At 53.4% G+C, this 20,062-nt stretch carries 17 protein-coding genes and 5 tRNA genes; 14 read left to right on the top strand and 8 right to left on the bottom strand.

The genetic code is table 11. The features are described from left to right. The first annotated feature begins 27 nt into the window (after positions 1–27). The 6 genes from MLE19_RS07320 (at position 28) to MLE19_RS07295 (ending at position 3,927) form a co-directional block, all read left to right on the top strand. Positions 28–102 (top strand) — tRNA-Gln (locus tag MLE19_RS07320). A 92-nt stretch (positions 103–194) separates the two neighbouring features. Continuing rightward, positions 195–1,136: a ribose-phosphate pyrophosphokinase gene (locus tag MLE19_RS07315; RefSeq protein WP_009287569.1), complete on the top strand. Its 942-nt coding sequence runs from the start codon at positions 195–197 to the stop codon at positions 1,134–1,136. A gap of 97 nt (positions 1,137–1,233) precedes the next feature. Continuing rightward, entirely contained in the window at positions 1,234–1,878 is a 645-nt protein-coding gene (locus MLE19_RS07310) for a 50S ribosomal protein L25/general stress protein Ctc (RefSeq protein WP_240717502.1), read from the top strand. A gap of 112 nt (positions 1,879–1,990) precedes the next feature. Then, entirely contained in the window at positions 1,991–2,578 is a 588-nt protein-coding gene (gene pth, locus MLE19_RS07305; RefSeq protein WP_240717501.1) for an aminoacyl-tRNA hydrolase, read from the top strand. Between the two features lie 104 nt (positions 2,579–2,682). Next, the gene (gene ychF / locus MLE19_RS07300) at positions 2,683–3,774 is read left to right on the top strand and encodes a redox-regulated ATPase YchF (protein WP_240717500.1); all 1,092 of its coding nucleotides are present in this window, start codon (positions 2,683–2,685) and stop codon (positions 3,772–3,774) included. 76 nt (positions 3,775–3,850) lie between these two features. Beyond that, a tRNA-Met gene (locus MLE19_RS07295) sits at positions 3,851–3,927 on the top strand. A 66-nt stretch (positions 3,928–3,993) separates the two neighbouring features. Here the strand turns inward: MLE19_RS07295 and MLE19_RS07290 are convergent. Further along, complete coding sequence (locus MLE19_RS07290) at positions 3,994–5,313, bottom strand: M18 family aminopeptidase (protein ID WP_240717499.1); 1,320 nt, start codon at positions 5,311–5,313, stop codon at positions 3,994–3,996. Positions 5,314–5,451: 138 nt separating this feature from the next. Here MLE19_RS07290 and MLE19_RS07285 point away from each other — a divergent pair, with 138 nt between their 5' ends. Continuing rightward, positions 5,452–7,575: a carboxy terminal-processing peptidase gene (locus tag MLE19_RS07285; protein ID WP_240717498.1), complete on the top strand. Its 2,124-nt coding sequence runs from the start codon at positions 5,452–5,454 to the stop codon at positions 7,573–7,575. 59 nt (positions 7,576–7,634) lie between these two features. Here MLE19_RS07285 and MLE19_RS07280 read toward each other — a convergent pair whose 3' ends face one another. The 4 genes from MLE19_RS07280 to MLE19_RS07265 all read right to left on the bottom strand — a co-directional run bounded on the left by MLE19_RS07280 (position 7,635) and on the right by MLE19_RS07265 (position 8,603). Continuing rightward, entirely contained in the window at positions 7,635–8,000 is a 366-nt protein-coding gene (locus MLE19_RS07280; RefSeq protein WP_240717497.1) for a metalloregulator ArsR/SmtB family transcription factor, read from the bottom strand. A 248-nt stretch (positions 8,001–8,248) separates the two neighbouring features. Then, positions 8,249–8,324: transfer RNA gene (locus MLE19_RS07275), tRNA-Asn, on the bottom strand. A 66-nt stretch (positions 8,325–8,390) separates the two neighbouring features. Then, a tRNA-Asn gene (locus MLE19_RS07270) sits at positions 8,391–8,466 on the bottom strand. Positions 8,467–8,527: 61 nt separating this feature from the next. Then, positions 8,528–8,603 (bottom strand) — tRNA-Asn (locus MLE19_RS07265). A gap of 198 nt (positions 8,604–8,801) precedes the next feature. On the opposite strand from MLE19_RS07265, the gene miaB reads away from it, so the two are divergent. The 5 genes from miaB to lnt all read left to right on the top strand — a co-directional run bounded on the left by miaB (position 8,802) and on the right by lnt (position 14,404). Then, entirely contained in the window at positions 8,802–10,145 is a 1,344-nt protein-coding gene (gene miaB / locus MLE19_RS07260; RefSeq protein ID WP_176301940.1) for a tRNA (N6-isopentenyl adenosine(37)-C2)-methylthiotransferase MiaB, read from the top strand. Between the two features lie 98 nt (positions 10,146–10,243). Next, positions 10,244–11,332 carry a PhoH family protein gene (locus MLE19_RS07255; RefSeq protein ID WP_240717495.1) on the top strand — a complete coding sequence of 363 codons (1,089 nt, stop codon included), beginning with the start codon at positions 10,244–10,246 and terminating at the stop codon, positions 11,330–11,332. Then, complete coding sequence (ybeY, locus tag MLE19_RS07250; protein ID WP_240717493.1) at positions 11,329–11,835, top strand: rRNA maturation RNase YbeY; 507 nt, start codon at positions 11,329–11,331, stop codon at positions 11,833–11,835. Before MLE19_RS07255 ends, ybeY begins: the two co-directional genes overlap by 4 nt. Positions 11,836–11,957: 122 nt before the next feature. Further along, positions 11,958–12,863, top strand: a complete 906-nt coding sequence (locus MLE19_RS07245) for an HlyC/CorC family transporter (RefSeq protein WP_240717491.1) — start codon at positions 11,958–11,960, stop codon at positions 12,861–12,863. Between the two features lie 62 nt (positions 12,864–12,925). Continuing rightward, positions 12,926–14,404 (top strand): apolipoprotein N-acyltransferase, encoded by a 1,479-nt coding sequence (gene lnt / locus MLE19_RS07240; protein WP_240717490.1) that lies wholly within the window; start codon positions 12,926–12,928, stop codon positions 14,402–14,404. A gap of 104 nt (positions 14,405–14,508) precedes the next feature. Here lnt and MLE19_RS07235 read toward each other — a convergent pair whose 3' ends face one another. After that, positions 14,509–15,570, bottom strand: coding sequence for an NAD(P)-dependent alcohol dehydrogenase (locus tag MLE19_RS07235; RefSeq protein WP_240717489.1), 1,062 nt, complete (start codon positions 15,568–15,570; stop codon positions 14,509–14,511). A gap of 219 nt (positions 15,571–15,789) precedes the next feature. On the opposite strand from MLE19_RS07235, the gene MLE19_RS07230 reads away from it, so the two are divergent. Continuing rightward, positions 15,790–16,683: an AraC family transcriptional regulator gene (locus MLE19_RS07230; RefSeq protein ID WP_240717488.1), complete on the top strand. Its 894-nt coding sequence runs from the start codon at positions 15,790–15,792 to the stop codon at positions 16,681–16,683. A 20-nt stretch (positions 16,684–16,703) separates the two neighbouring features. Here the strand turns inward: MLE19_RS07230 and MLE19_RS07225 are convergent, their stop codons facing one another. Next, complete coding sequence (locus MLE19_RS07225) at positions 16,704–17,129, bottom strand: VOC family protein (RefSeq protein ID WP_071693883.1); 426 nt, start codon at positions 17,127–17,129, stop codon at positions 16,704–16,706. Between the two features lie 134 nt (positions 17,130–17,263). Between MLE19_RS07225 and MLE19_RS07220 the strand changes: the two genes are divergently transcribed. Beyond that, positions 17,264–18,142 carry a LysR family transcriptional regulator gene (locus tag MLE19_RS07220; RefSeq protein ID WP_240717487.1) on the top strand — a complete coding sequence of 293 codons (879 nt, stop codon included), beginning with the start codon at positions 17,264–17,266 and terminating at the stop codon, positions 18,140–18,142. A 101-nt stretch (positions 18,143–18,243) separates the two neighbouring features. On the opposite strand, the gene mqo is transcribed toward MLE19_RS07220, so the two are convergent. Further along, entirely contained in the window at positions 18,244–19,932 is a 1,689-nt protein-coding gene (gene mqo, locus MLE19_RS07215) for a malate dehydrogenase (quinone) (protein WP_240717486.1), read from the bottom strand. Between the last annotated feature and the right edge of the window lie 130 nt (positions 19,933–20,062).

Below are 20,062 nucleotides of genomic sequence, written 5' to 3'. Positions count from 1 at the left end.
CACCGCACCATTGCAGTAGGCCATTGTTGGGGTATCGCCAAGTGGTAAGGCACCGCTTTTTGGTAGCGGCATTCCCAGGTTCGAATCCTGGTACCCCAGCCAACTGAGCTCTTAAATGACTTAGCACTCGAATACAGTCTAAGTATGCTGTGTGTTTTCTCCCCCGATTCCCAACACTGCAAAGGTGGCTGCACGTGTCAAAATTGATGGTTTTCGCCGGGAATGCTAATCCCGCACTCGCTCAAAAAATTGCCGAGAGCTTAGACAGCCGTATGGGTAATGCTACGGTGGGTCAATTCAGCGACGGCGAAATCGCAGTCGAGATCAATGAGAACGTGCGCGGTAAGGATGTTTTCATCCTGCAATCCACCTGTGCACCGACCAACGACAATCTGATGGAGCTGATCCTGATGGTCGACGCTCTGCGTCGCGCCTCAGCCACTCGCATCACGGCCGTTCTGCCATATTTTGGCTATGCGCGCCAAGATCGTCGCGTGCGCTCGGCGCGGGTCCCCATTTCCGCCAAAGTCGTGGCTGACATGATGGTTAAAGCAGGCGTTGACCGGGTAATGACCATGGATCTTCACGCTGATCAGATTCAAGGCTTCTTTGATGTACCGGTCGACAACGTCTACGGCTCGCCCATTCTGTTAGATGACATTGAGCGCCAGAATTACAGTGACCTCGTCGTGGTCTCCCCTGACGTTGGCGGCGTTGTTCGTGCACGCGCCATCGCCAAACAGTTGAATGCCGATCTCGCCATTATTGATAAGCGTCGCCCTCAGGCTAACCAAGCCCAGGTGATGCACATTATTGGTGAGATTGAAGGCCGCACCTGTGTCGTGGTCGACGATATGATCGACACCGCAGGCACGCTATGTAAAGCCGGTGAAGCGCTGAAAGATCACGGCGCCAAGCGCGTTGTGGCTTATGCAACGCATCCGATTTTATCCGGCCCAGCGGTTGATAACATTACCAACTCCGTACTGGATGAAGTGGTGGTGACCGACACCATCCCGCTATCTGACGTTGCACGTCGAAGCGGTAAAATTCGCCAGTTGAGCGTTGCCGGCCTGATCGCAGAAGCGATTCGTCGGGTCAGCAACGAAGAATCTGTCAGCGCGATGTTCCACTAATTCGCTGACGATATAGCCCCCTTCTGGGGCCCCGGAAACGTCGCCTGTCTGGTCGCGGTCGGCGGCGTCTTCCTTACTTAAACTAAGAGGCAATTCCATGTCTGATTTTATCCTGAAAGCCAGCGTTCGTAACGACCTGGGGAAAGGTGCGAGCCGCCGCCTGCGTCGTGCGAACCAGCAAGTGCCTGCCGTGGTATACGGTGGCGAGAAAGGCGCGCAGTCTATCTCTGTCGAAAAAACCGCTTTCTACAAAGCGATTGAAGACGAGTCCTTCTTCTCCTCGGTCATCAAACTGATGATCGAAGGTAAAGAAGAGCAAGTGGTTGTCCGTGATCTGCAGCGTCACCCGTTCAAGCCGCTGCTGACCCACGCCGACTTCCTGCGCGTTGATGCAACTCACGAAATCACCATGAACGTGCCGCTGCACGTGACTGGCGAAGAGGCGTGCGTAGGTATTAAAGACCAAGGCGGTGAACTGCACGTACTGGCCAACGAAGTTGCGATCAGCTGCTTGCCGAAAGACCTGCCTGATTACTTGGAAATCGACATCTCTGGTGTTGAAATTGGCACCACGCTGCACCTGTCTGATCTTACCCTGCCGGCTGGCGTCACATCTGTTGACCTGTCTCACGGCGAAGATCACGACAACGCCATTCTCAACGTCACCAAGATGAAAGAGCGTCTTGAAGAAGATGATGAAGAAGGTGAAAGCGAAGGCGAAGAAGATTCCAGTGCCGAGTAATCACGCTGCTAAGCATTCTACTACCGGGGCCATGCCTTCATGGCCCTTGTGTTGCTAGGATGATGTTAAAATCAAGCGCCCCGGCGCTTGATTTTTTTTGTGAGGTGAGACGATGAGCCAGGTAACAGCCGTTATTGGATTGGGTAACCCCGGCGCAGAGTATGATGCCACGCGACATAACGCTGGCTTCTGGTTGGTAGACGCGATTGCGCAGAGTGCTCATACAGAGCTGCGTCCGGAAAAGAAATTTTTCGGCCACTACGCGAAAGTACGCCTAGGCGATCATGAGCTGCACCTACTCAATCCAGCCACCTTTATGAATCGTAGCGGTGCCGCAGTGGCAGCTTTGAGTCAATTTTTTAAACTGTCTCCTGAAAATTTACTGGTCGCCCATGATGAGCTCGACCTCCCCCCCGGCCAGGCGCGCTACAAAACCGGCGGCGGGCACGGTGGCCATAACGGACTGCGTGATATTATTAGCGCCCTAGGCGATCAAAAACAGTTTCATCGGGTGCGCATCGGCATTGGCCACCCTGGCGAGGCACGCCAAGTCACTAACTACGTATTGGGGCGCCCCGGCAAGCCCGAACAAGAAGCGATCGTACGTGCCATGGATGAGTGCATTGCCACATTACCACTAGTGCTAGCGGGGGACTGGTCAAAAGCAATGAACCAGTTACACAGCCTCAAGTCAGAATGAACTTCGCCGAAAGCTGTCTTGTTACGCCGGTGGCTGACGGCTAGCGCATCTCGTAGAATGGCGATTACTTTTACGCCCTACCACTTTATTTCCAGGAACATTTTATGGGTTTCAATTGCGGCATCGTCGGTCTGCCAAACGTCGGCAAGTCGACACTATTTAATGCACTGACGAAGTCAGGCATCGATGCAGAAAACTTCCCTTTCTGCACCATTGAGCCGAACGTCGGCATCGTTCCGATGCCGGACCCACGTCTTGATAAGCTCGCTGAGATCGTCAAGCCGCAAAAAGTGCTGCCGACCACCATGGAGTTCGTTGATATAGCGGGCTTGGTCGCGGGTGCTTCAAAAGGCGAAGGCCTGGGCAACAAATTCCTGGCTAACATCCGCGAAACTCAGGCAATTGCCCATGTAGTACGCTGCTTCGATAACGACAATGTTATCCACGTAGCCAATCAGGTCGATCCTCGCGCCGATATCGAAACGATCAACTTGGAATTAGCACTGGCTGACCTGGATACCGTCGAAAAAGCCAGCCAGCGCTTGGTTCGCTCTGTCAAAGGCGGCGATAAAGACGCTATTGCTACTAAAGCGATCCTTGATCGTATTCAGCCCCACGTGGCAGAAGGCTTGCCGCTACGCAGCTTTGGCTTAAGCGAAGAAGAGCAGCGCCAGGTGAAGAGCTTCGGTTTTTTAACCCTGAAGCCGACCATGTATATTGCCAACGTCAATGAAGACGGTTTCGAGAACAATCCCTATCTGGATATTGTTAACGAAATCGCTGCAGAGGAAGGCGCACTGGTGGTACCTGTGTGCAATCAGTTGGAAGCCGAAATCGCAGAGCTGGATGATGAAGAGCGCTCGATGTTCCTAAGCGAGATGGGCATGGAAGAGCCTGGGCTGGATCGCGTAATTCGCGCGGGCTACTCACTACTGGGCCTGCAAACCTACTTCACGGCAGGCGTTAAAGAAGTGCGCGCCTGGACAGTAAAAGAAGGCGCCACAGCCCCAGAAGCCGCTGGCGTCATTCACACCGACTTCCAAAAGGGCTTTATTCGCGCTGAAGTCGTCGCCTATGACGATTTTGTCTCATTGAATGGCGAGCAAGGCGCTAAAGACGCCGGAAAATGGCGCCTGGAAGGCAAAGAGTACATTGTAAAAGATGGCGATGTGGTTCATTTCCGCTTTAATGTGTAAATGGCCGCCAGCATACAATCAGCAATAAAATATTGACGGGAGGCGTGGTTGTCAGTATCATTCGCCCCCGTTGAAAGGCTACGTAGCTCAGCTGGTTAGAGCACATCACTCATAATGATGGGGTCCCCTGTTCAAATCAGGGCGTAGCCACCAAAGCTTATAAAAAAGCCCGCTGATTCTGTCAGCGGGCTTTTTGCATTACTCAACTAACGTCAGTCATTAACTCAACGTTGCGCGATTTAAAAAGTGTGTCAGGGCACGGGTTAGATACTCGACATCTTTAGTCCCCGCGGTTTCTCGAATCGAGTGCATCGCCCACTGGGGCACACCGACATCAATGGTCGGCACACCTAATTCCGTCGCAGTGATCGGGCCAATCGTGCTGCCACAGCCCATATCCGCCCGTGTCACAAATGATTGAACCGGCACATCCGCTTCACGGCAGACATCACGAAACAGCGCACCCGTAACGCTATTAGTGGCGTAGCGCTGGCTCGCATTTACCTTGATTACCGGGCCGCCGTTAATCGACGGGCCGTGCCGCTCATCATGCTTATCGCGAAAGTTAGGGTGGAGCGCGTGGGCATTATCGCAAGAGATCATTAGCGACGATTGAATCAGTTGAATCAGCGACTCGTCACCGCCCTTCTCACCTTCGCCGCCGCCAACTTGATTATTAATACGCTTAAGCACATCTGCCAAGAAGGGGCCTTGAGCACCACAGGCGCTAGCACTACCGACTTCTTCGTGGTCATTGGCGACCAGCAAAGCACCCTGAGTGCCATCGCAGGCCAAGAGCGCTTCTAAACCAATGAAGCAGGAGAGCAGATTATCCAGCCGCGCACTCGCGACTAATTCGTGCTTAACACCGACCAGGGAAGGTGGTTGAACATCGTAAAACCCTAATTCAAAATCGACCACTTCCACAGCGCGCAAGCCATGCTGCTCTGCTAACCACTCGGATACCAACTCGGTTAGCGTTGCTGTCTCGCTCTGCATCAATACCGGCGCCATTTGCGTCTGCGGATTAAGCGGGCGGCCGCTGTTAACATCGCGGTCAAGGTGAATCGCCAAACTCGGCACCATGGCAATAGCGCGGTCGACATTAAGCAGCACGCTCTCTAAACGACCATCGGCGTGGCGCACATGTATACGCCCGGCTAATCCCAGGTCACGGTCAAACCAAGGTGCCAACAACACGCCGCCGTATACCTGCACACCTAACTGCAGCCAGCCAGCAGAGCGCTGCGTAGCGTTAGGCTTTAAATGCAGCCCGGGGCTATCAGTATGAGCCCCCACCATGCGTAGCCCAGATAATGTTGACTCAGGCAATTGAAAAGCAATAATGGCGGAATCATTACGGGTAACGTAGTAGCGCTTGCCCGGTGTAAGCTGCCAATTCGCCTTCTCTTCCAGCCGCTGAAAACCGGCTTGCGCCAATCGCTCGGCCATGTTGCCTGCGGCGTGCCAAGGGGTCGGTGACTGGCGCAGAAAATCGCATAGACGCGTTAAACGATCAGCGTTGAAAGTCTCGGACATGGAAATCCTCATAACAGTAATGATTGAGTCTCATAGCGCAGGCGACCTGCTACAATACTCCCTCGACCTACGCAACTCATGGGTCATATGCGAGTCTAGGGAAGAATGAGTGTACACAAATCCGGGAGAGCTTGACTGATGAGCTTGTTTGCAACGCTTTCGCGTTCGGTCGCCCTGGCTGTCATGCTGGTTGTTACCAGCCCAGCCGCCTTAGCGCAACTTGAGCCGACCGACGAACAACGCCAGGCGGCAGTGGAAATCGCGGACTCGCTCCGCTACGGACACTATGCTGATATAAATTTTGACGAAGCTTGGTCACAAGACACATTCCAACGCTATTTGGATATTCTTGACGGCCAGCGTGCCTACCTGCTGCGCAGTGATATCGAGCCCTACCGCCATTTAGAGACTAGCATGTCAGACGCCATTTTTAATGGCGACCTGGATGACGCTTTTAGTCTTTATAACGCGTTTAGCGAGCGTCAACGTGCTCGCCTGGAGTCGTTGCTTACCCAGCTCGACGAAGGCCTTGATTTTAACTTTGATAGTAACGAACGCTTAGAAATTGATCGCGAGGAGTCCTCATGGGCTTCGCGGCAAAGTGAGCTCGATGAGCTATGGCGTAAACGACTCAAAAACGATGCCCTAACGCTTGCCTTAACCGATCAGGATAACGAACAGATTGAAACCAATCTGCGCCAGCGCTACGAAGGCCAACTGACGCGTTTGGAACAAACTGAATCGGAAGACGTGTTTGGCGTACTGATGGCGGCTGTGACAAGCAGTATCGACCCGCACACCGGCTACCTCTCCCCCCGCCAGGGTGAGTCATTCGATATTCAGATGAGCCTCTCCCTTGAAGGTATTGGCGCCCTACTTCAGTCTGATAGCGATTACGTTAAAGTCGCAAGCCTCGTGCCCGGCGGCCCAGCCGAACGTGCTGGCGTGTTAGAGCCCGCTGATCGCATTATCGCCGTTGGCCAGGAAGATGGCGAAATGGTCAATGTAGTGGGCATGCGCCTGGACAACGTCGTCGATCTGATTCGCGGCCCTAAAGGCTCTGTCGTTCGTTTGGATGTGGTACCTGCCCAAGCGGTCGATATGACCCGCTCGCAAATCGTCGAGATCACACGTGATACCGTCAGCCTTGAAGATCAAGCCGCTCACGGCGAAGTGATTGAAGTTGAACGCGACGGCGAACCTCACCGCCTTGGCGTAATCAACATCCCAACGTTCTACGTTGATTTCGACGCCTGGCAAGCCGGTGAAGAGGAGTATCGCAGCACCACGCGCGATGTCGCCAAAGAAGTCGAACGTCTTAAAGAAGAGGGCGTAGAAGGTATCGTGCTTGATCTACGCAACAACGGCGGCGGTGCCTTGCAGGAAGCCAACTCGCTCATCGGTCTGTTTATTGACCGCGGCCCCACCGTACAGGTGCGCGATGCCCAAGGGCGTATTCAGCTCTATGGCGACAGTGAAGCAGGTACGCTTTATGACGGCCCGTTAGGCGTTTTAGTGAATCGCCTCTCCGCTTCCGCCTCCGAGATTTTTGCAGGTGCGATTCAGGACTACGGTCGTGGCTTAGTGCTAGGCACACCGACGTTCGGCAAGGGCACCGTGCAAACGCTTAACGAGCTGAGCCATGGTCAGATTAAGCTAACCCGCGCCAAGTTTTACCGTATTTCTGGCGATAGTACCCAGAACCGCGGCGTGGAGCCAGATATCGACTTCCCCAGCCTGATCGATCCTGAACGTATCGGCGAAAGCAGCCTGGACAATGCGCTGGAGTGGGATACCGTGCAAAACGTTCAGTACCGTCGCTATGGCGAGCCTGAAAACATGCTGGACAAACTCATCGCCCAGCACGATGCACGCGCTCAGGACAACGCTAATTTCCGCTATTTAGAGCGTCAATCCACCTTGGCCCGTCAGCTACGCGAGCAGCACACCAGCGTAAGCCTTAACCGTGAACAGCGTAAGCGCGAAATGGAAGCCCAGGAAGCGGAGCAGCTCTCCCTGGAAAACCAACGTCGGCGTGCGCTGGGCCTTGATGAGCTGGATGAATGGATGGATGCCCGCACAGATAGCACCGAAGGCATCTCAGAAGGCCTAGACGATGCTGAAACGCCGCAAGGTAGTGAAGGTGAAAGCGAAGAGAATGAGGCCCTGGCGGTTGATCGTGCCTACGTGCTCGAATCAGCTGAAATCCTGCTCGATTACGCGCACCTGCAAGAGACTCGACGGTTAGCGGCTAAACGCTAATCTGCTTGAGTAAAACCTAACGCCGACCCTTCACAAGGGCCGGCGTTTTAGGTTGGGCTTCAGCAAAGCGCCGCAAGGCGAGCAGGCCGATCCCCCATACGGGTTAGCCGCTGAGTGAGTGCCGCCAATTGAATGGCGCTACCCTGCGTAGCCGCCTGGATAATATCGTAGGTCCAGGCAGGAAGCTGAGGAGCAAGGCGATAATAGACCCACTGCCCTTCACGCTGATCGCTGAGCAGCCCACATTGGCGCAACTGGGCCAAATGCCGCGACACTTTTGGCTGCGACTCCTGCAGTGCATGGGTCATTTCACACACGCACAGCTCCTGCTCTTGAGCGATCAATAGCACTAGCATCAAACGCGTTTCATCACTTAAACACTTAAATACTTTCAGCGCCTGGAGCGCAGAGTTGTTACCCACCATGAACTTCCTAAACCAATGGATTATTCATCTAGTTTACGTCACTAAAGCGGTTGACGGTAAGCGCCAATACTTCTCGTAGCGCATCCGCTCGCAACGTCAGACACGACAACGCTGCCAAGGGGTTAGCTGGCAGTAGATACAACAACTGAAAAGCGCTAGATATTAACGATTTCAACCAACGCAGAACAAGCTGGACGCTAATCAAAAGCAAACAGAGGGGCAAAAGCAAAAAGAAGGGAGAAATTAATTGGCTCCTCGAGCAGGACTCGAACCTGCGACCCAATGATTAACAGTCATTTGCTCTACCAACTGAGCTATCGAGGAATCATGCGCTATCCTACACGGCAAACCGTAAAAGATAGTTAAAGAGGTAATAATAGCAGTACAACTTGGCTCCTCGAGCAGGACTCGAACCTGCGACCCAATGATTAACAGTCATTTGCTCTACCAACTGAGCTATCGAGGAACATTTTAAGTTGTGCCGTGTTAAGCGAAGCCAAATCACTAATGAATATTAGTAATTTGATTGGCTCCTCGAGCAGGACTCGAACCTGCGACCCAATGATTAACAGTCATTTGCTCTACCAACTGAGCTATCGAGGAACTGCTCAAACACGGTGCGTAGTATACTCATAGAAATGTGCCGGTCAAGTATCGATTATGGATGAACGCTAGCCGCTGGTTTCCTCTATCCGTATAATGCGCCCTATTCATATAGTGGCTTGGTGATCATAATTACTGGCCACAAGACGACACTCCATTCATCCTCGTCCCCCGACGACTCATAGATGACAGGTACCGATGGCGAAGAAGCTCTTCATCAAAACGCACGGCTGCCAAATGAACGAGTACGACTCCTCCCGCATGGCGGATCTGCTCGGCGAATCTCACCAGCTCGAACTCACTGATAATGAGCGTGAAGCCGATGTTATTCTGTTAAACACCTGCTCGATCCGCGAAAAAGCGCAGGAGAAAGTTTTTCATCAGCTGGGACGCTGGAAAAAACTCAAGGATGCCAACCCCGATCTAGTGATTGGCGTAGGCGGCTGCGTGGCAAGCCAAGAAGGCGAAGCGATTCGCAAACGGGCACCTCATGTGGACATGGTATTTGGGCCGCAAACCCTTCACCGCGTGCCCTCAATGCTGGATGCCCGCAGCAATAATCAGATTGCCGCTGTGGATGTCACTTTTCCTGAAATCGAAAAGTTCGACCATCTGCCCAAGCCTAGCTCCGATGGCGCCACCGCCTTCGTATCGATCATGGAAGGCTGCTCTAAGTACTGCACCTTCTGTGTGGTGCCCTACACCCGCGGTGAAGAGGTCTCGCGTCCCTTTGAAGCGGTGATGGATGAAGTTATCCATCTTTCTGATCAAGGCGTGCGTGAAATTAACTTATTGGGCCAGAACGTGAATGCCTATCGTGGCGAGAACCAGCTTGGCGATGAGATTGACCTCGCCGAACTGATTGCTTGTGTTGCGGCAGTCGATGGGATTGATCGCGTCAGGTTCACCACCTCGCACCCGGTAGAATTTACCGATAGCTTAGTCGACGCCTTCGCTGATATTCCAGAGTTGGTGAGCCACCTGCACCTACCGGTTCAGTCCGGCTCTGACCGCATTCTCAATGCTATGAAACGGGGTCATACGGCGGCCGAGTACATCGAGAAAATGGAGCGTATCCGCGCCAATCGTCCGGATATCAGCTTCTCTTCTGACTTCATTATTGGCTTCCCCGGCGAAACAGAAGAGGATTTTGAAGCCACGATGAACTTGATTCACCAAATTGGCTTTGATCACTCGTTCAGCTTTGTTTACTCCGCACGCCCCGGCACCCCTGCCTCTGGCTTGCCGGATGAAACGCCTGAAAGTGTTAAGAAGCAGCGCTTGGCGATCCTACAAGAGCGTATCATCCAACAAACCGCGCAGATTAGCCGACGCATGGTAGGCAGCACTCAACGGGTGTTGGTGAACGGGTTTTCACCGCGCGACCCCGGCCAGCTTTCTGGACGCACCGAGAATAACCGCGTCGTTAACTTCCGCGCCGCCAACCCGACGGAGCTGATCGGTTACTTTGTCGATGTTGAAATCACTGAAGCATTCCCCAACTCGCTGCGCGGTGAGCTAGCCTCGCCCGAGCGCTATTGATCGTTCTCTTCGCACAGCAATTAACACAGGTAATTGCCCCGGCCATGGTCGGGGCAGTAAGCTGAACGATACACACACTAACGAGGGGTTCCCCACTCTTGAGCCAGCCAACACCTCAGGCCAATCGCATCATCACCTTAAGCCTTGAACCCAATGATCCGCAGCGCCTTGCTAGCCTTTGCGGCCAGCAGGACGAGCATTTGAAGCTGATTGAAAGCCGCCTGGATGTGACGCTGCGCAACCGGGGCAATGTGTTTCAATTGGCAGGTCCAGCCAACCGCATCAAGGCAGCGGCAAACGTGCTGGAACACCTCTACCGCGAAACTGCTTCTAGCGAGCTTGATGCCGACACCGTACACCTGTTTCTTCAGGAGTCTGGGCTTGAAGCGATAGAAGACGAAGTGGATGGCACGGAAAGCAGCGGCGAAGTGATCATGCGCACACCGCGCACCATGATCAAACCCCGCGGGCTTAACCAACAGCGCTATGTTTCCAGCATTCGGGAACACGATATCAACTTTGGCGTAGGCCCTGCAGGCACCGGTAAAACGTACCTAGCCGTCGCGGCAGCGGTTGAAGCACTCAACCAGCAAGAAGTGCGCCGCATTCTGCTCGTGCGCCCAGCAGTTGAGGCGGGTGAAAAGCTTGGCTTCCTGCCCGGTGATCTAGCCCAGAAAATCGACCCTTACCTTCGTCCGCTTTACGATGCCCTGTATGAAATGATCGGTTTTGAGCAGGTAGCAAAACTGATTGAGCGCCAGGTGATTGAGATTGCCCCGCTGGCCTACATGCGCGGCCGTACGCTCAATAACTCCTACATCATTTTGGATGAGAGCCAGAACACCACGCCAGAACAGATGAAAATGTTTCTGACCCGGATTGGCTTTGGCTCTACCGCAGTGATAACCGGCGACGTTACTCAGGTCGATTTACCTAAGGGTCAACGCTCAGGGCTGATCCAGGTGCTTGACGTATTAAAAGACACACAAGGCATTGGCGTTACCCACTTTGCTGCTAAAGACGTGGTACGCCACCCGTTGGTTCAGCGCATCATCGAAGCTTACGATATGTTCGAATCACAGCAGGAAGTGGAAGAGCGCGCCCAGCGCGAAGCGCGTCAGCAAGAGCGTGATGCGCGCATGCAAGCGCGCGAAGGCTCGTGGGTTGGATCGGATGGTTCACGATGAAAGAAGCCAGTGCAGAGGGTCTCCTTATTGATCGTCAGGCAGCGATCAATGAACCCCTGCTGCCCTCTCTGACACAGCTCACCCACTGGGTGAGCTGTGTGTTTGCACATCACCCCGATGATCAGCGCCGCGAAATCACTATCCGGTTTGTAGATGAGCGCGAAAGCCAAACACTTAACCGTGATTACCGCGGTAAAGATAAAACCACCAACGTCCTGTCGTTTCCGTTTGAAAGCCCGCCTGGGGTTGATTTGCCCCTACTCGGCGACTTGGTGATTTGTCATGCAGTCGTGGCCCATGAAGCCAGTGAGCAAGGTAAACCGATTGAAGACCACTACGCGCACATGGTGGTGCATGGCATCTTGCATTTAATGGGCTACGATCATATTGACGATGAGGAAGCTGAAGAGATGGAGCAGTTCGAGCGCGAGCTGTTGGCCGAGCTGAACATCCCTGATCCCTACTCTGACGACAACCACGCACCTGATGGTGAAGACGTCTAAGCGCCTACAACTTTATTATTTGTTAGCGGGTGCGTTAAATCAGGTAACTATGAATCTGGTACTATCCCCCGCTTCAGTGATAAAACAGCTACTTGTCTGCCCGCAAACGAGAGAATTGACGCATGAGCGAAGACCGATCGAGCAACCCTAATCAAAAATCCTGGCTCGAGAAACTCTTTGGCGCCCTTTCCGGAGATAATGACGAACCCAGCTCGCGGGATGAGCTGATGACGTTTTTACGCCATACCGCAGGGAAATTGAAGCTGGATCAAGACGCCATCATGATCATCGAAGGCGCGCTTGAGATCAGCGATCAGCAGGTTCGTGAAGTACTCATCCCCCGCTCCCAGGTCTCGGCCATCGCGCTTGACCAAACCAGCGACGGCTACCTACCGCTGATTCAGGAAACCGGCCACTCCCGCTACCCGGTGATTGGCGAAAATCTGGATGATGTAAAAGGCATTCTGCTGGTAAAAGACCTACTACCACTGCTTTCTCAGACCCAGGCGCAGCGAGATGCGTTTAAGCTTGATGATATCTTGCGCCCAGCGATGTTTATCCCCGAATCAAAACGCCTCAACAGCCTGCTTAAAGAGTTTCGTGATACGCACAACCATATGGCCGTTGTCGTTGACGAATACGGCGGCACAGCAGGTATTATCACCATTGAAGATATTCTTGAGCAGATCGTCGGTGATATCGAAGATGAGCACGATACCGATGAAGAGGATGATATCCGCGAAATAGAGAGTGGCCGCTACGCCATTCGCGCGCTAACCCCCATCGAAGACTTCAACGAACGCTTCGACACTGAGTTTTCCGACGACGAGTTCGATACCGTTGGCGGCCTGGTAATGCAGCAGTTCGGTCATTTACCTCGGCGCGGTGAACACACCATCCTAGGTGGCTGGCGTTTTGTCATTCTTAATGCCGATACTCGCCGTATTCGTCTGCTCGAAGCCTATCGCGACACTCGTCGTGAAGATGAAAAAGAGGACGACGAAGACCAAGAAGACACTCGAGATTAGGCTGCGCTAATCACTTCTCTCTCTGCACATCCTCGACCTTAACCGACGATAGGTTTATCGCTATGGGTTTACCCCCCGCGTTTTTGTTACAGCTGCTTGCCGCTTTAGTGGCAGGCGGTTTCACCACCCTAACGGCCTCTCCTTTTGAGCTTTGGTGGCTGGGCCCTGTCGCCATTGGTTTACTTTACACCGGCCTACACGCTTTAACGCCTGCCCAGGCGGCCCTTAAGGGCTGGCTATATGGCGTCGCCCTGTTTGCTAGCGGCACTTCTTGGGTGTATGTCTCTATTCACGACTATGGCTATACCGGCGTCCCCCTGGCGGTCTTTCTCACCACGCTGTTCGTGACAATTTTAGCGCTCTTTTTTGCCGGTACTTTTTGGCTTTACCGTCGTTTCACCTCGGCTCGGCTCGCATTTATTAGCTTTGCCGGCGCCTGGGTATTGGGCGAGGTGCTGCGTACCTACCTATTTACCGGCTTTCCATGGCTGCTGCTAGGCTCAGGCTACGTCGACTCACCGCTGGCCGCCTGGGCGCCCGTTGGTGGGGTTTACCTGCTTTCATTACTGGTAGCGCTTAGCGGCGCCTTCGCTGCAGAGCTGCTGCGTCGTCAGTGGTGGGCACTCGCGCCTCTAGCCGCTATTTGGTTAATTCCGCTGGCATTGCCACAGCAGTGGACCACTCCGGTCAGCGAGCCCACCCGAGTGGCCCTGCTGCAAGGCAACCTGCCACAATTGTTAAAATGGACCCCTGAAGGGCAACGCGCGGCGGCGAACACTTACAGCGAGCTCACCCGTGAAGTCGCTGACGAAGTTGATTTGATCATCTGGCCTGAGACCGCCCTGCCCATGATGGAAACCCAGGCACGCCCAGTCTTAGAGCGAGTGCAAGCGAGCCTGCCGCCTGACGTCGCCCTTCTGACCGGCATTGTTCAGCGCGATGAACAAGAACGCTACTTCAACAGCGTGATTGGCGTGGGCAATGTTGAGGGAAGCTACCAGAAAGAGCATCTAGTGCCCTTTGGTGAGTACCTGCCACTGGAGAGCGTACTGCGCGGCGCGATTGATTTTTTTGACCTGCCCATGTCGACCTTTACCAAAGGTGAGCATGAGCAAACGCCAATGCAGGCCGCAGGGATTAATATTGGCAATGCGATCTGCTACGAGATTATCTACCCACAACTCGTTGCTCGTCGTGCTCAAGACAGCGGTGTCATTATGACGGTATCTAACGACACTTGGTTTGGCGCCTCTATCGGCCCCCACCAGCATCTTCAGATGGCACGCCTGCGAGCGCTAGAGAATGGTCGTTATGTCGTGCGCGCCACCAGTAACGGCATTACCGCGATTATCGATCCCAATGGTCAGATCGTGGAGCGCGCACCGCAGTTCGAAACGACGCTGATAACTGGCGAATTCTACGCCATGGAAGGTTTGACACCGTTTACACGTTCAGGCAGTTGGCCCGCCTGGTTGCTAGCTGGCTTGATGCTTTTACCCGGCGTTGTTGCTGCGCGCCGCAAACGAGAAGTAAAAAGCTGAGACTTATTACTCGCTTGTAGAGATTAATACTCGACAGTAGAAAAATGGCCCGCGTCCTTTGTAGGAGGCGGGCCATTTCTTATGCTCAAACGAATGCCAATAGATTAGGCAGCGCTATTTTTCAACGTCGCCATATCGATCACGAAACGGTAGCGAACGTCGCCTTTTTCCATCCGCTCAAAGCCTTCGTTGATATTGTTGATGTCCAGCATCTCAATATCACAGGTAATACCTTGGTCGGCGCACAGCTTAAGCAGCTCTTCGGTCTCTGCAATGCCGCCAATCAGCGAACCAGCCACCACACGACGCTTGAAGACCAGATTGAACGCTTCAATGGCAGGCTCAATGGGCTCCAACAGGCCGACAATGATGTGCGTGCCGTCATACTTCAACGACGTTAGGTAGGGGTTAAGATCGTGCTGTACGGGCACGGTGTCGAGCATAAAGTCGAACGTTTCTGCGACGGCATCCATTTGTGCTTGGTCGCTGGAAACCACCACGTGGTCAGCACCGTTGCGCTTGGCTTCTTCAACTTTAGCGTCGGAACGAGTAAAGACCGTCACTTCAGCACCCAGCGCTTTGGCCAGTTTGACGCCCATGTGGCCTAAACCACCCATTCCGATCACTCCGACTTTATGGCCTTTGCCGACACCGTGATGCTTGAGTGGTGAATAGGTCGTCACACCGGCGCAGAGAATCGGCGCTGCAGAGGCTAAATCAATACCATCAGGCATTTGCAGCACAAAGTGCTCGCTTACGACGATGGAGTCAGAGTAGCCACCTTGGGTCATGGTGCCGTCCTGACGGTCTTCACTGCCATAGGTCATAGTGAAGCCTTCCAGGCAGTACTGCTCGACGCCATCTTTACAGGCGGCGCAGGTACGGCATGAGTCAACCATACAACCAACACCCACCAGGTCACCGGCCTTAAAACGCGCTACTTTATCGCCGACAGAGGTGACGCGGCCGACAATCTCATGGCCTGGCACGACGGGGTACTGGCTCATGCCCCAGTCATTGCGCGCAAAGTGCAGGTCACTGTGGCAAACGCCGCAGTAAAGAATTTCAATCGCTACGTCATCCGGGCGTGGCTGACGACGATCAAAAGTAAACGGTGCTAAGGGCTTATCGTTAGCAAATGCGGCGTAAGATAATGCTTGGCTCATCGGTGAAACTCCTTATCAGCAAAAGACTGCCCTATAAATCAGCAGACATTTCCCCGCGTGCGAGGTATGCCGATAGTATTGTCCTAATCCATGAGGATAGCGATGAACGAAGCTACGCCATTTTTGCCAATTACTCCGACAGTACGTAATAAAATAACAAAAAATAGCCAAAAATCGTTATTATTGTACAAAAGCCACCAGAAACCAGAGAGAACAACCATGGCCTCAACCGCTCAGGCTGGCAATGCGCTGGCTGCCGTTATCGCCCCACTCATTAAGTGTGACGGGATCAGTGATACACCGCTGTCGGGCGTGTCATTACTCTGTTTAAGCCGCCATCAGGTACGGACACCGCTTCTTTATGAGCCAAGCCTGACCATCATTGCCCAGGGACGAAAAATGGGCTACCTGGGTGATCGCGAAATCTATTACGACCCCGGCCACTATTTAGTCCAAACGCTCCCCCTGCCCTTTGAGTGTGAAACCTACGGCTCACCGGAAGCACCTTTGCTGGGTATATCGGTACGCCTGGATCCGGCACTGTTAAGCGAGATGGTCACCGCCATGGGTGACGCCAGGCATCACAACCAAGCACCGTTACCGATGGCTTCAGTGGCCATGACGGAGGGCATGCAGGACGCCGTTTTGCGCTTGGCACGCACGCTAAATGAAGCGGTAGAGTGCAGCACGATGGGCACAGCGCGTATCCGCGATGTGGTATTTGAAGCGTTAAAGGGAGAGCAAAGCCAAGCATTGAGGGCACTGGTACTGGGGCACGGTAATTATTCACGCATTGTGCAGGTGCTTTCCAAGCTCCATGCTAACTTTGCCCAAGACTTTAGCGTGGAACAATTGGCAGCACAGGCCAATATGAGTGCGTCGACGTTTCACCAGCACTTTAAACAGATTACCCGCTCGTCCCCGGCCCAGTATCTAAAACGGCTGCGCTTAATCAAGGCGCAGCAATTGTTGCTGCAGGATAATCACAACGTCAATCAGGCCGCTGCGGCAGTGGGTTACCGCAGCGTGCCTCAGTTTAGTCGTGACTATAAGCGCTATTTTGGTGAGCCCCCGCTACAGCATCGCCGTCAGGAGCAGGCGTTACGCGCTTAAAACGACAATTAACCCAGGGCTTATTTGGCAAACACCTGACTCATATCTTTAAACGCCTTGAACTCCAGGGCGTTTCCGCATGGGTCGAGTAGGAACATGGTGGCCTGCTCACCCACTTCACCTTTAAAGCGAACATAAGGCTCGATCACGAACTGCGTATCACGCGCTTTCAAACGCTCAGCCAGGGCTTCCCACTCATCCCACTCTAAAATCACACCGAAGTGCGGGACAGGAACGTTATGACCATCCACGGGGTTTGTATGAGCGCTCTCTTGGCCAGGTGTTTTGGGCTGCTCATGGATCACCAACTGATGGCCGAAGAAATTAAAGTCGACCCACTGTTCGCTAGAACGCCCCTCTTCCAAGCCGAACACATCATTATAAAACGCGCGTGCCAGTGCTACATCGTAAACAGGAATAGCCAAATGAAAGGGTGAAAGGCTCATGGATGTTCTCCAGTTTATTAAGCTTTTGGGTGGTTGGACGGCACTTTATGCTGCCATGCTCTATTCATCCTAGGGCGGCGCATGGGAAAATAAAATCAATAACTATTTGGCTGATTCACAAAAAGGATTTATCAATGATCCGCGAGCTGAAAACGCTGATTGCGGTCGCCCAGGAAGGCACCTTTGCCGCGGCGGGTAACAAAATCGGCCTGACACAAGCGGCGGTCAGTGCACAGATGAAACGTCTCGAGGAAGAGCTGGGTATCGCCCTGTTTGAACGCAAGGGACGTGCCGCCATATTGACCCAACGCGGGCAAGAAACCTTAAGGCAAGCTCACGCCCTGCTTACCCTTTATAGAACTCTGGGAGCTGCGACAGCGGGACAACCAGCAACGCAACGTATCAACATTGGTGCCATTGCTTCAATACAGCGCTCTCTACTACCCGATGCTCTGGCCCGCTTTCATCATACCTATAGCGAGTGTCGAACGCGGGTGGTGCCTGGGCTTTCCATGGAACTGGTGAATCAAGTCGATGCTGGCGAGCTGGATATGGCCGTGATTATTCGCCCGCCCTTCTCATTGCACAGCGATTTACGCTGGACACCCCTCGCCCACGAGCCTTTTCGGCTAATCGTGCCGCAGCATATTGGCGGTGATCAATGGCGGGAACTGATCGCCCACCAGCCGTTTGTCCGTTACGACCGCGCCTCCTTTGGCGGACGGCAGGTAGACCGTTTCCTACGCGACAATCACTGCAATGTGCGCGAAGTATGCGAAGTTGATGAACTAGAGGCCATCGTCAAACTGGTTGCCAAAGGCGTCGGCATCGCTCTGGTGCCTCAGGCGTTTGCCCAGCAGCGCTGGCCTGCAGGAGTACGTGCGATTGATTTAGGCGAGCGCACCTTTCATCGCGACATCGGACTTATTCATCCCACCAGCGGTCATTTGAGCGAACCCGCCAGGGCGCTTGCCCAATTGATTGGCGATATTGCCCAACAGCATGGGCTCTAAATTTAGGCAATCCACAATATAATCACGCATTAAAAAACGCTACCCCGGACACCAGAGGTAGCGTTTTAGTTAGCGCCATTCAAGGCTGACTAAAAAGGCCGTTAAACTTCGGTGATGGCGTCTTCTTGCATTTCAGTTGACGGGGTTTCGCTTTGTTCCTCTTCGCTCGGTTCGGCTTGCGCGTCACTCTCCCCGCTCGCCTGACCGGCGTCGCTATTGCTAGTAGCAGCAAGGTTCGCAGGCTCATCTAACTGCAAGGTTTGCGCGGTATAGGCACGAACCTCGCTGAGCAGTTCAGGGTTTTCTGCTAGAGGCTGTCCATAAGAGGGCACGATATCTGTCAGTTTATCCTGCCACTCAGCGCTGGCAATCTGCTCAGGAAAAACGCGATCAAGCAGGTTTAGCATGATGGAAGGCGCCGTCGACGCTCCTGGTGATGCCCCCAGTAGAGCAGCAATCGAACCATCTTCGGCGCTGACAATTTCGGTACCGAACTGCAGTACACCACCGCGCTCTTCATCATTTTTGATAATTTGCACACGCTGACCTGCTGTCCAGAGCTCCCAATCGTCCTGGTTGGCTTCTGGGTAATACTCCTGAAGCGCTTCGAACCGATCGCCTTCAGACATCAACACTTGGCCCACCAGATAACGAACAAGATTAAAGTTATCCAGCCCCACTTCCGCCATCGGCCACGTATTGTTGAACGTCATTGAGCCAAACAGATCTGTCCAAGAGCCCTCTTTTAAGAACTTGCTTGAAAAAGTCGCAAACGGGCCGAAAAACAGCGCAGGTTTACCATCTAAATAGCGCAGATCAAGATGGGGTACGGACATTGGCGGCGATCCTTCACCTGCTTTGCCATAAACCTTCATGGCGTGCTGAGCGACAACGTCTTGGTTAGTGGTATAGAGGAACTGCCCACCCACCGGGAAGCCAGCGTAAGCCTTGGCTTCAGGAATACCCGACTCTTGCAGCAGGGGTAGCGCTGCCCCACCAGCCCCGATAAATACAAAGCGCGCATCGACACTGGTTTCCCCACCGTTGGCGAGATCCGCCACGGTGACTTTCCAGGTATCGTCATCATTGCGTTCTAAACCACGCACTTCGCTGCTAAGACCTAGCGTAAATTGATCGCTGCGAGCCAGCGCTTCGATCATTTGGCGAGTTTGCGCGCCATAGTTAACCTCTGTGCCCATTTGCATGCGTGTAGCGGCAACAGGCGTATCATTATCTTCACGCCCCGCCATGACTAACGGCATCCACTCGGCTATCACGTCGCGATCTTCAGAGTATTCCATGTCCGCGTAAAGCGAGTTTTGTACCATGGTGGCATGACGTTCGCGAAGGAAGGCAACATCATCGTCGCCCCAGACGAGACTTGCGTGGGGCACAGTGCTAATGAAGGATGTCGGTTCACCAAGAATATCGTTATCTACCTGGTGAGACCAAAACTGACGAGACACTTCAAACTGCTCGGTAACATTAATCGCACGCTGAATATCTACGCTGCCATCTTCCTGCTCAGGGGTATAATTCATTTCACAGAAAGCTGAGTGCCCACTGCCTGCATTGTTCCAGGCGTTTGAACTCTCTTCAGCGACTTGATCCAAGCGCTCATAAAGGTGGATATTCCATTCAGGCTCGAGTTCTTGTAAATAGGTACCTAGCGTGGCACTCATGATGCCACCGCCAATCAGTACCACATCAACAGGCTCGTCCGCGGCAAGGGGCATCGCTGCCAGCGCCAGCAGAGGTGAACAGAGTAAAAGGCGAAAACGTTTATGCATGTCATGTCCCTGACGATACAGAAAGGACGCGCCGGAACGGTAGGCGTCCGGCATCGAGGGGGTATCATTTGTCGACGAAAGTCTAACAAATTTGTGCCATGCCGGAAATATGCAATCTTACTTAAATGAG

This window comes from Vreelandella neptunia (assembly GCF_022489065.1).
Classification (GTDB): Bacteria; Pseudomonadota; Gammaproteobacteria; order Pseudomonadales; family Halomonadaceae; genus Vreelandella; species Vreelandella neptunia_A.
This window is presented reverse-complemented; position numbering and strand designations above follow the sequence as displayed.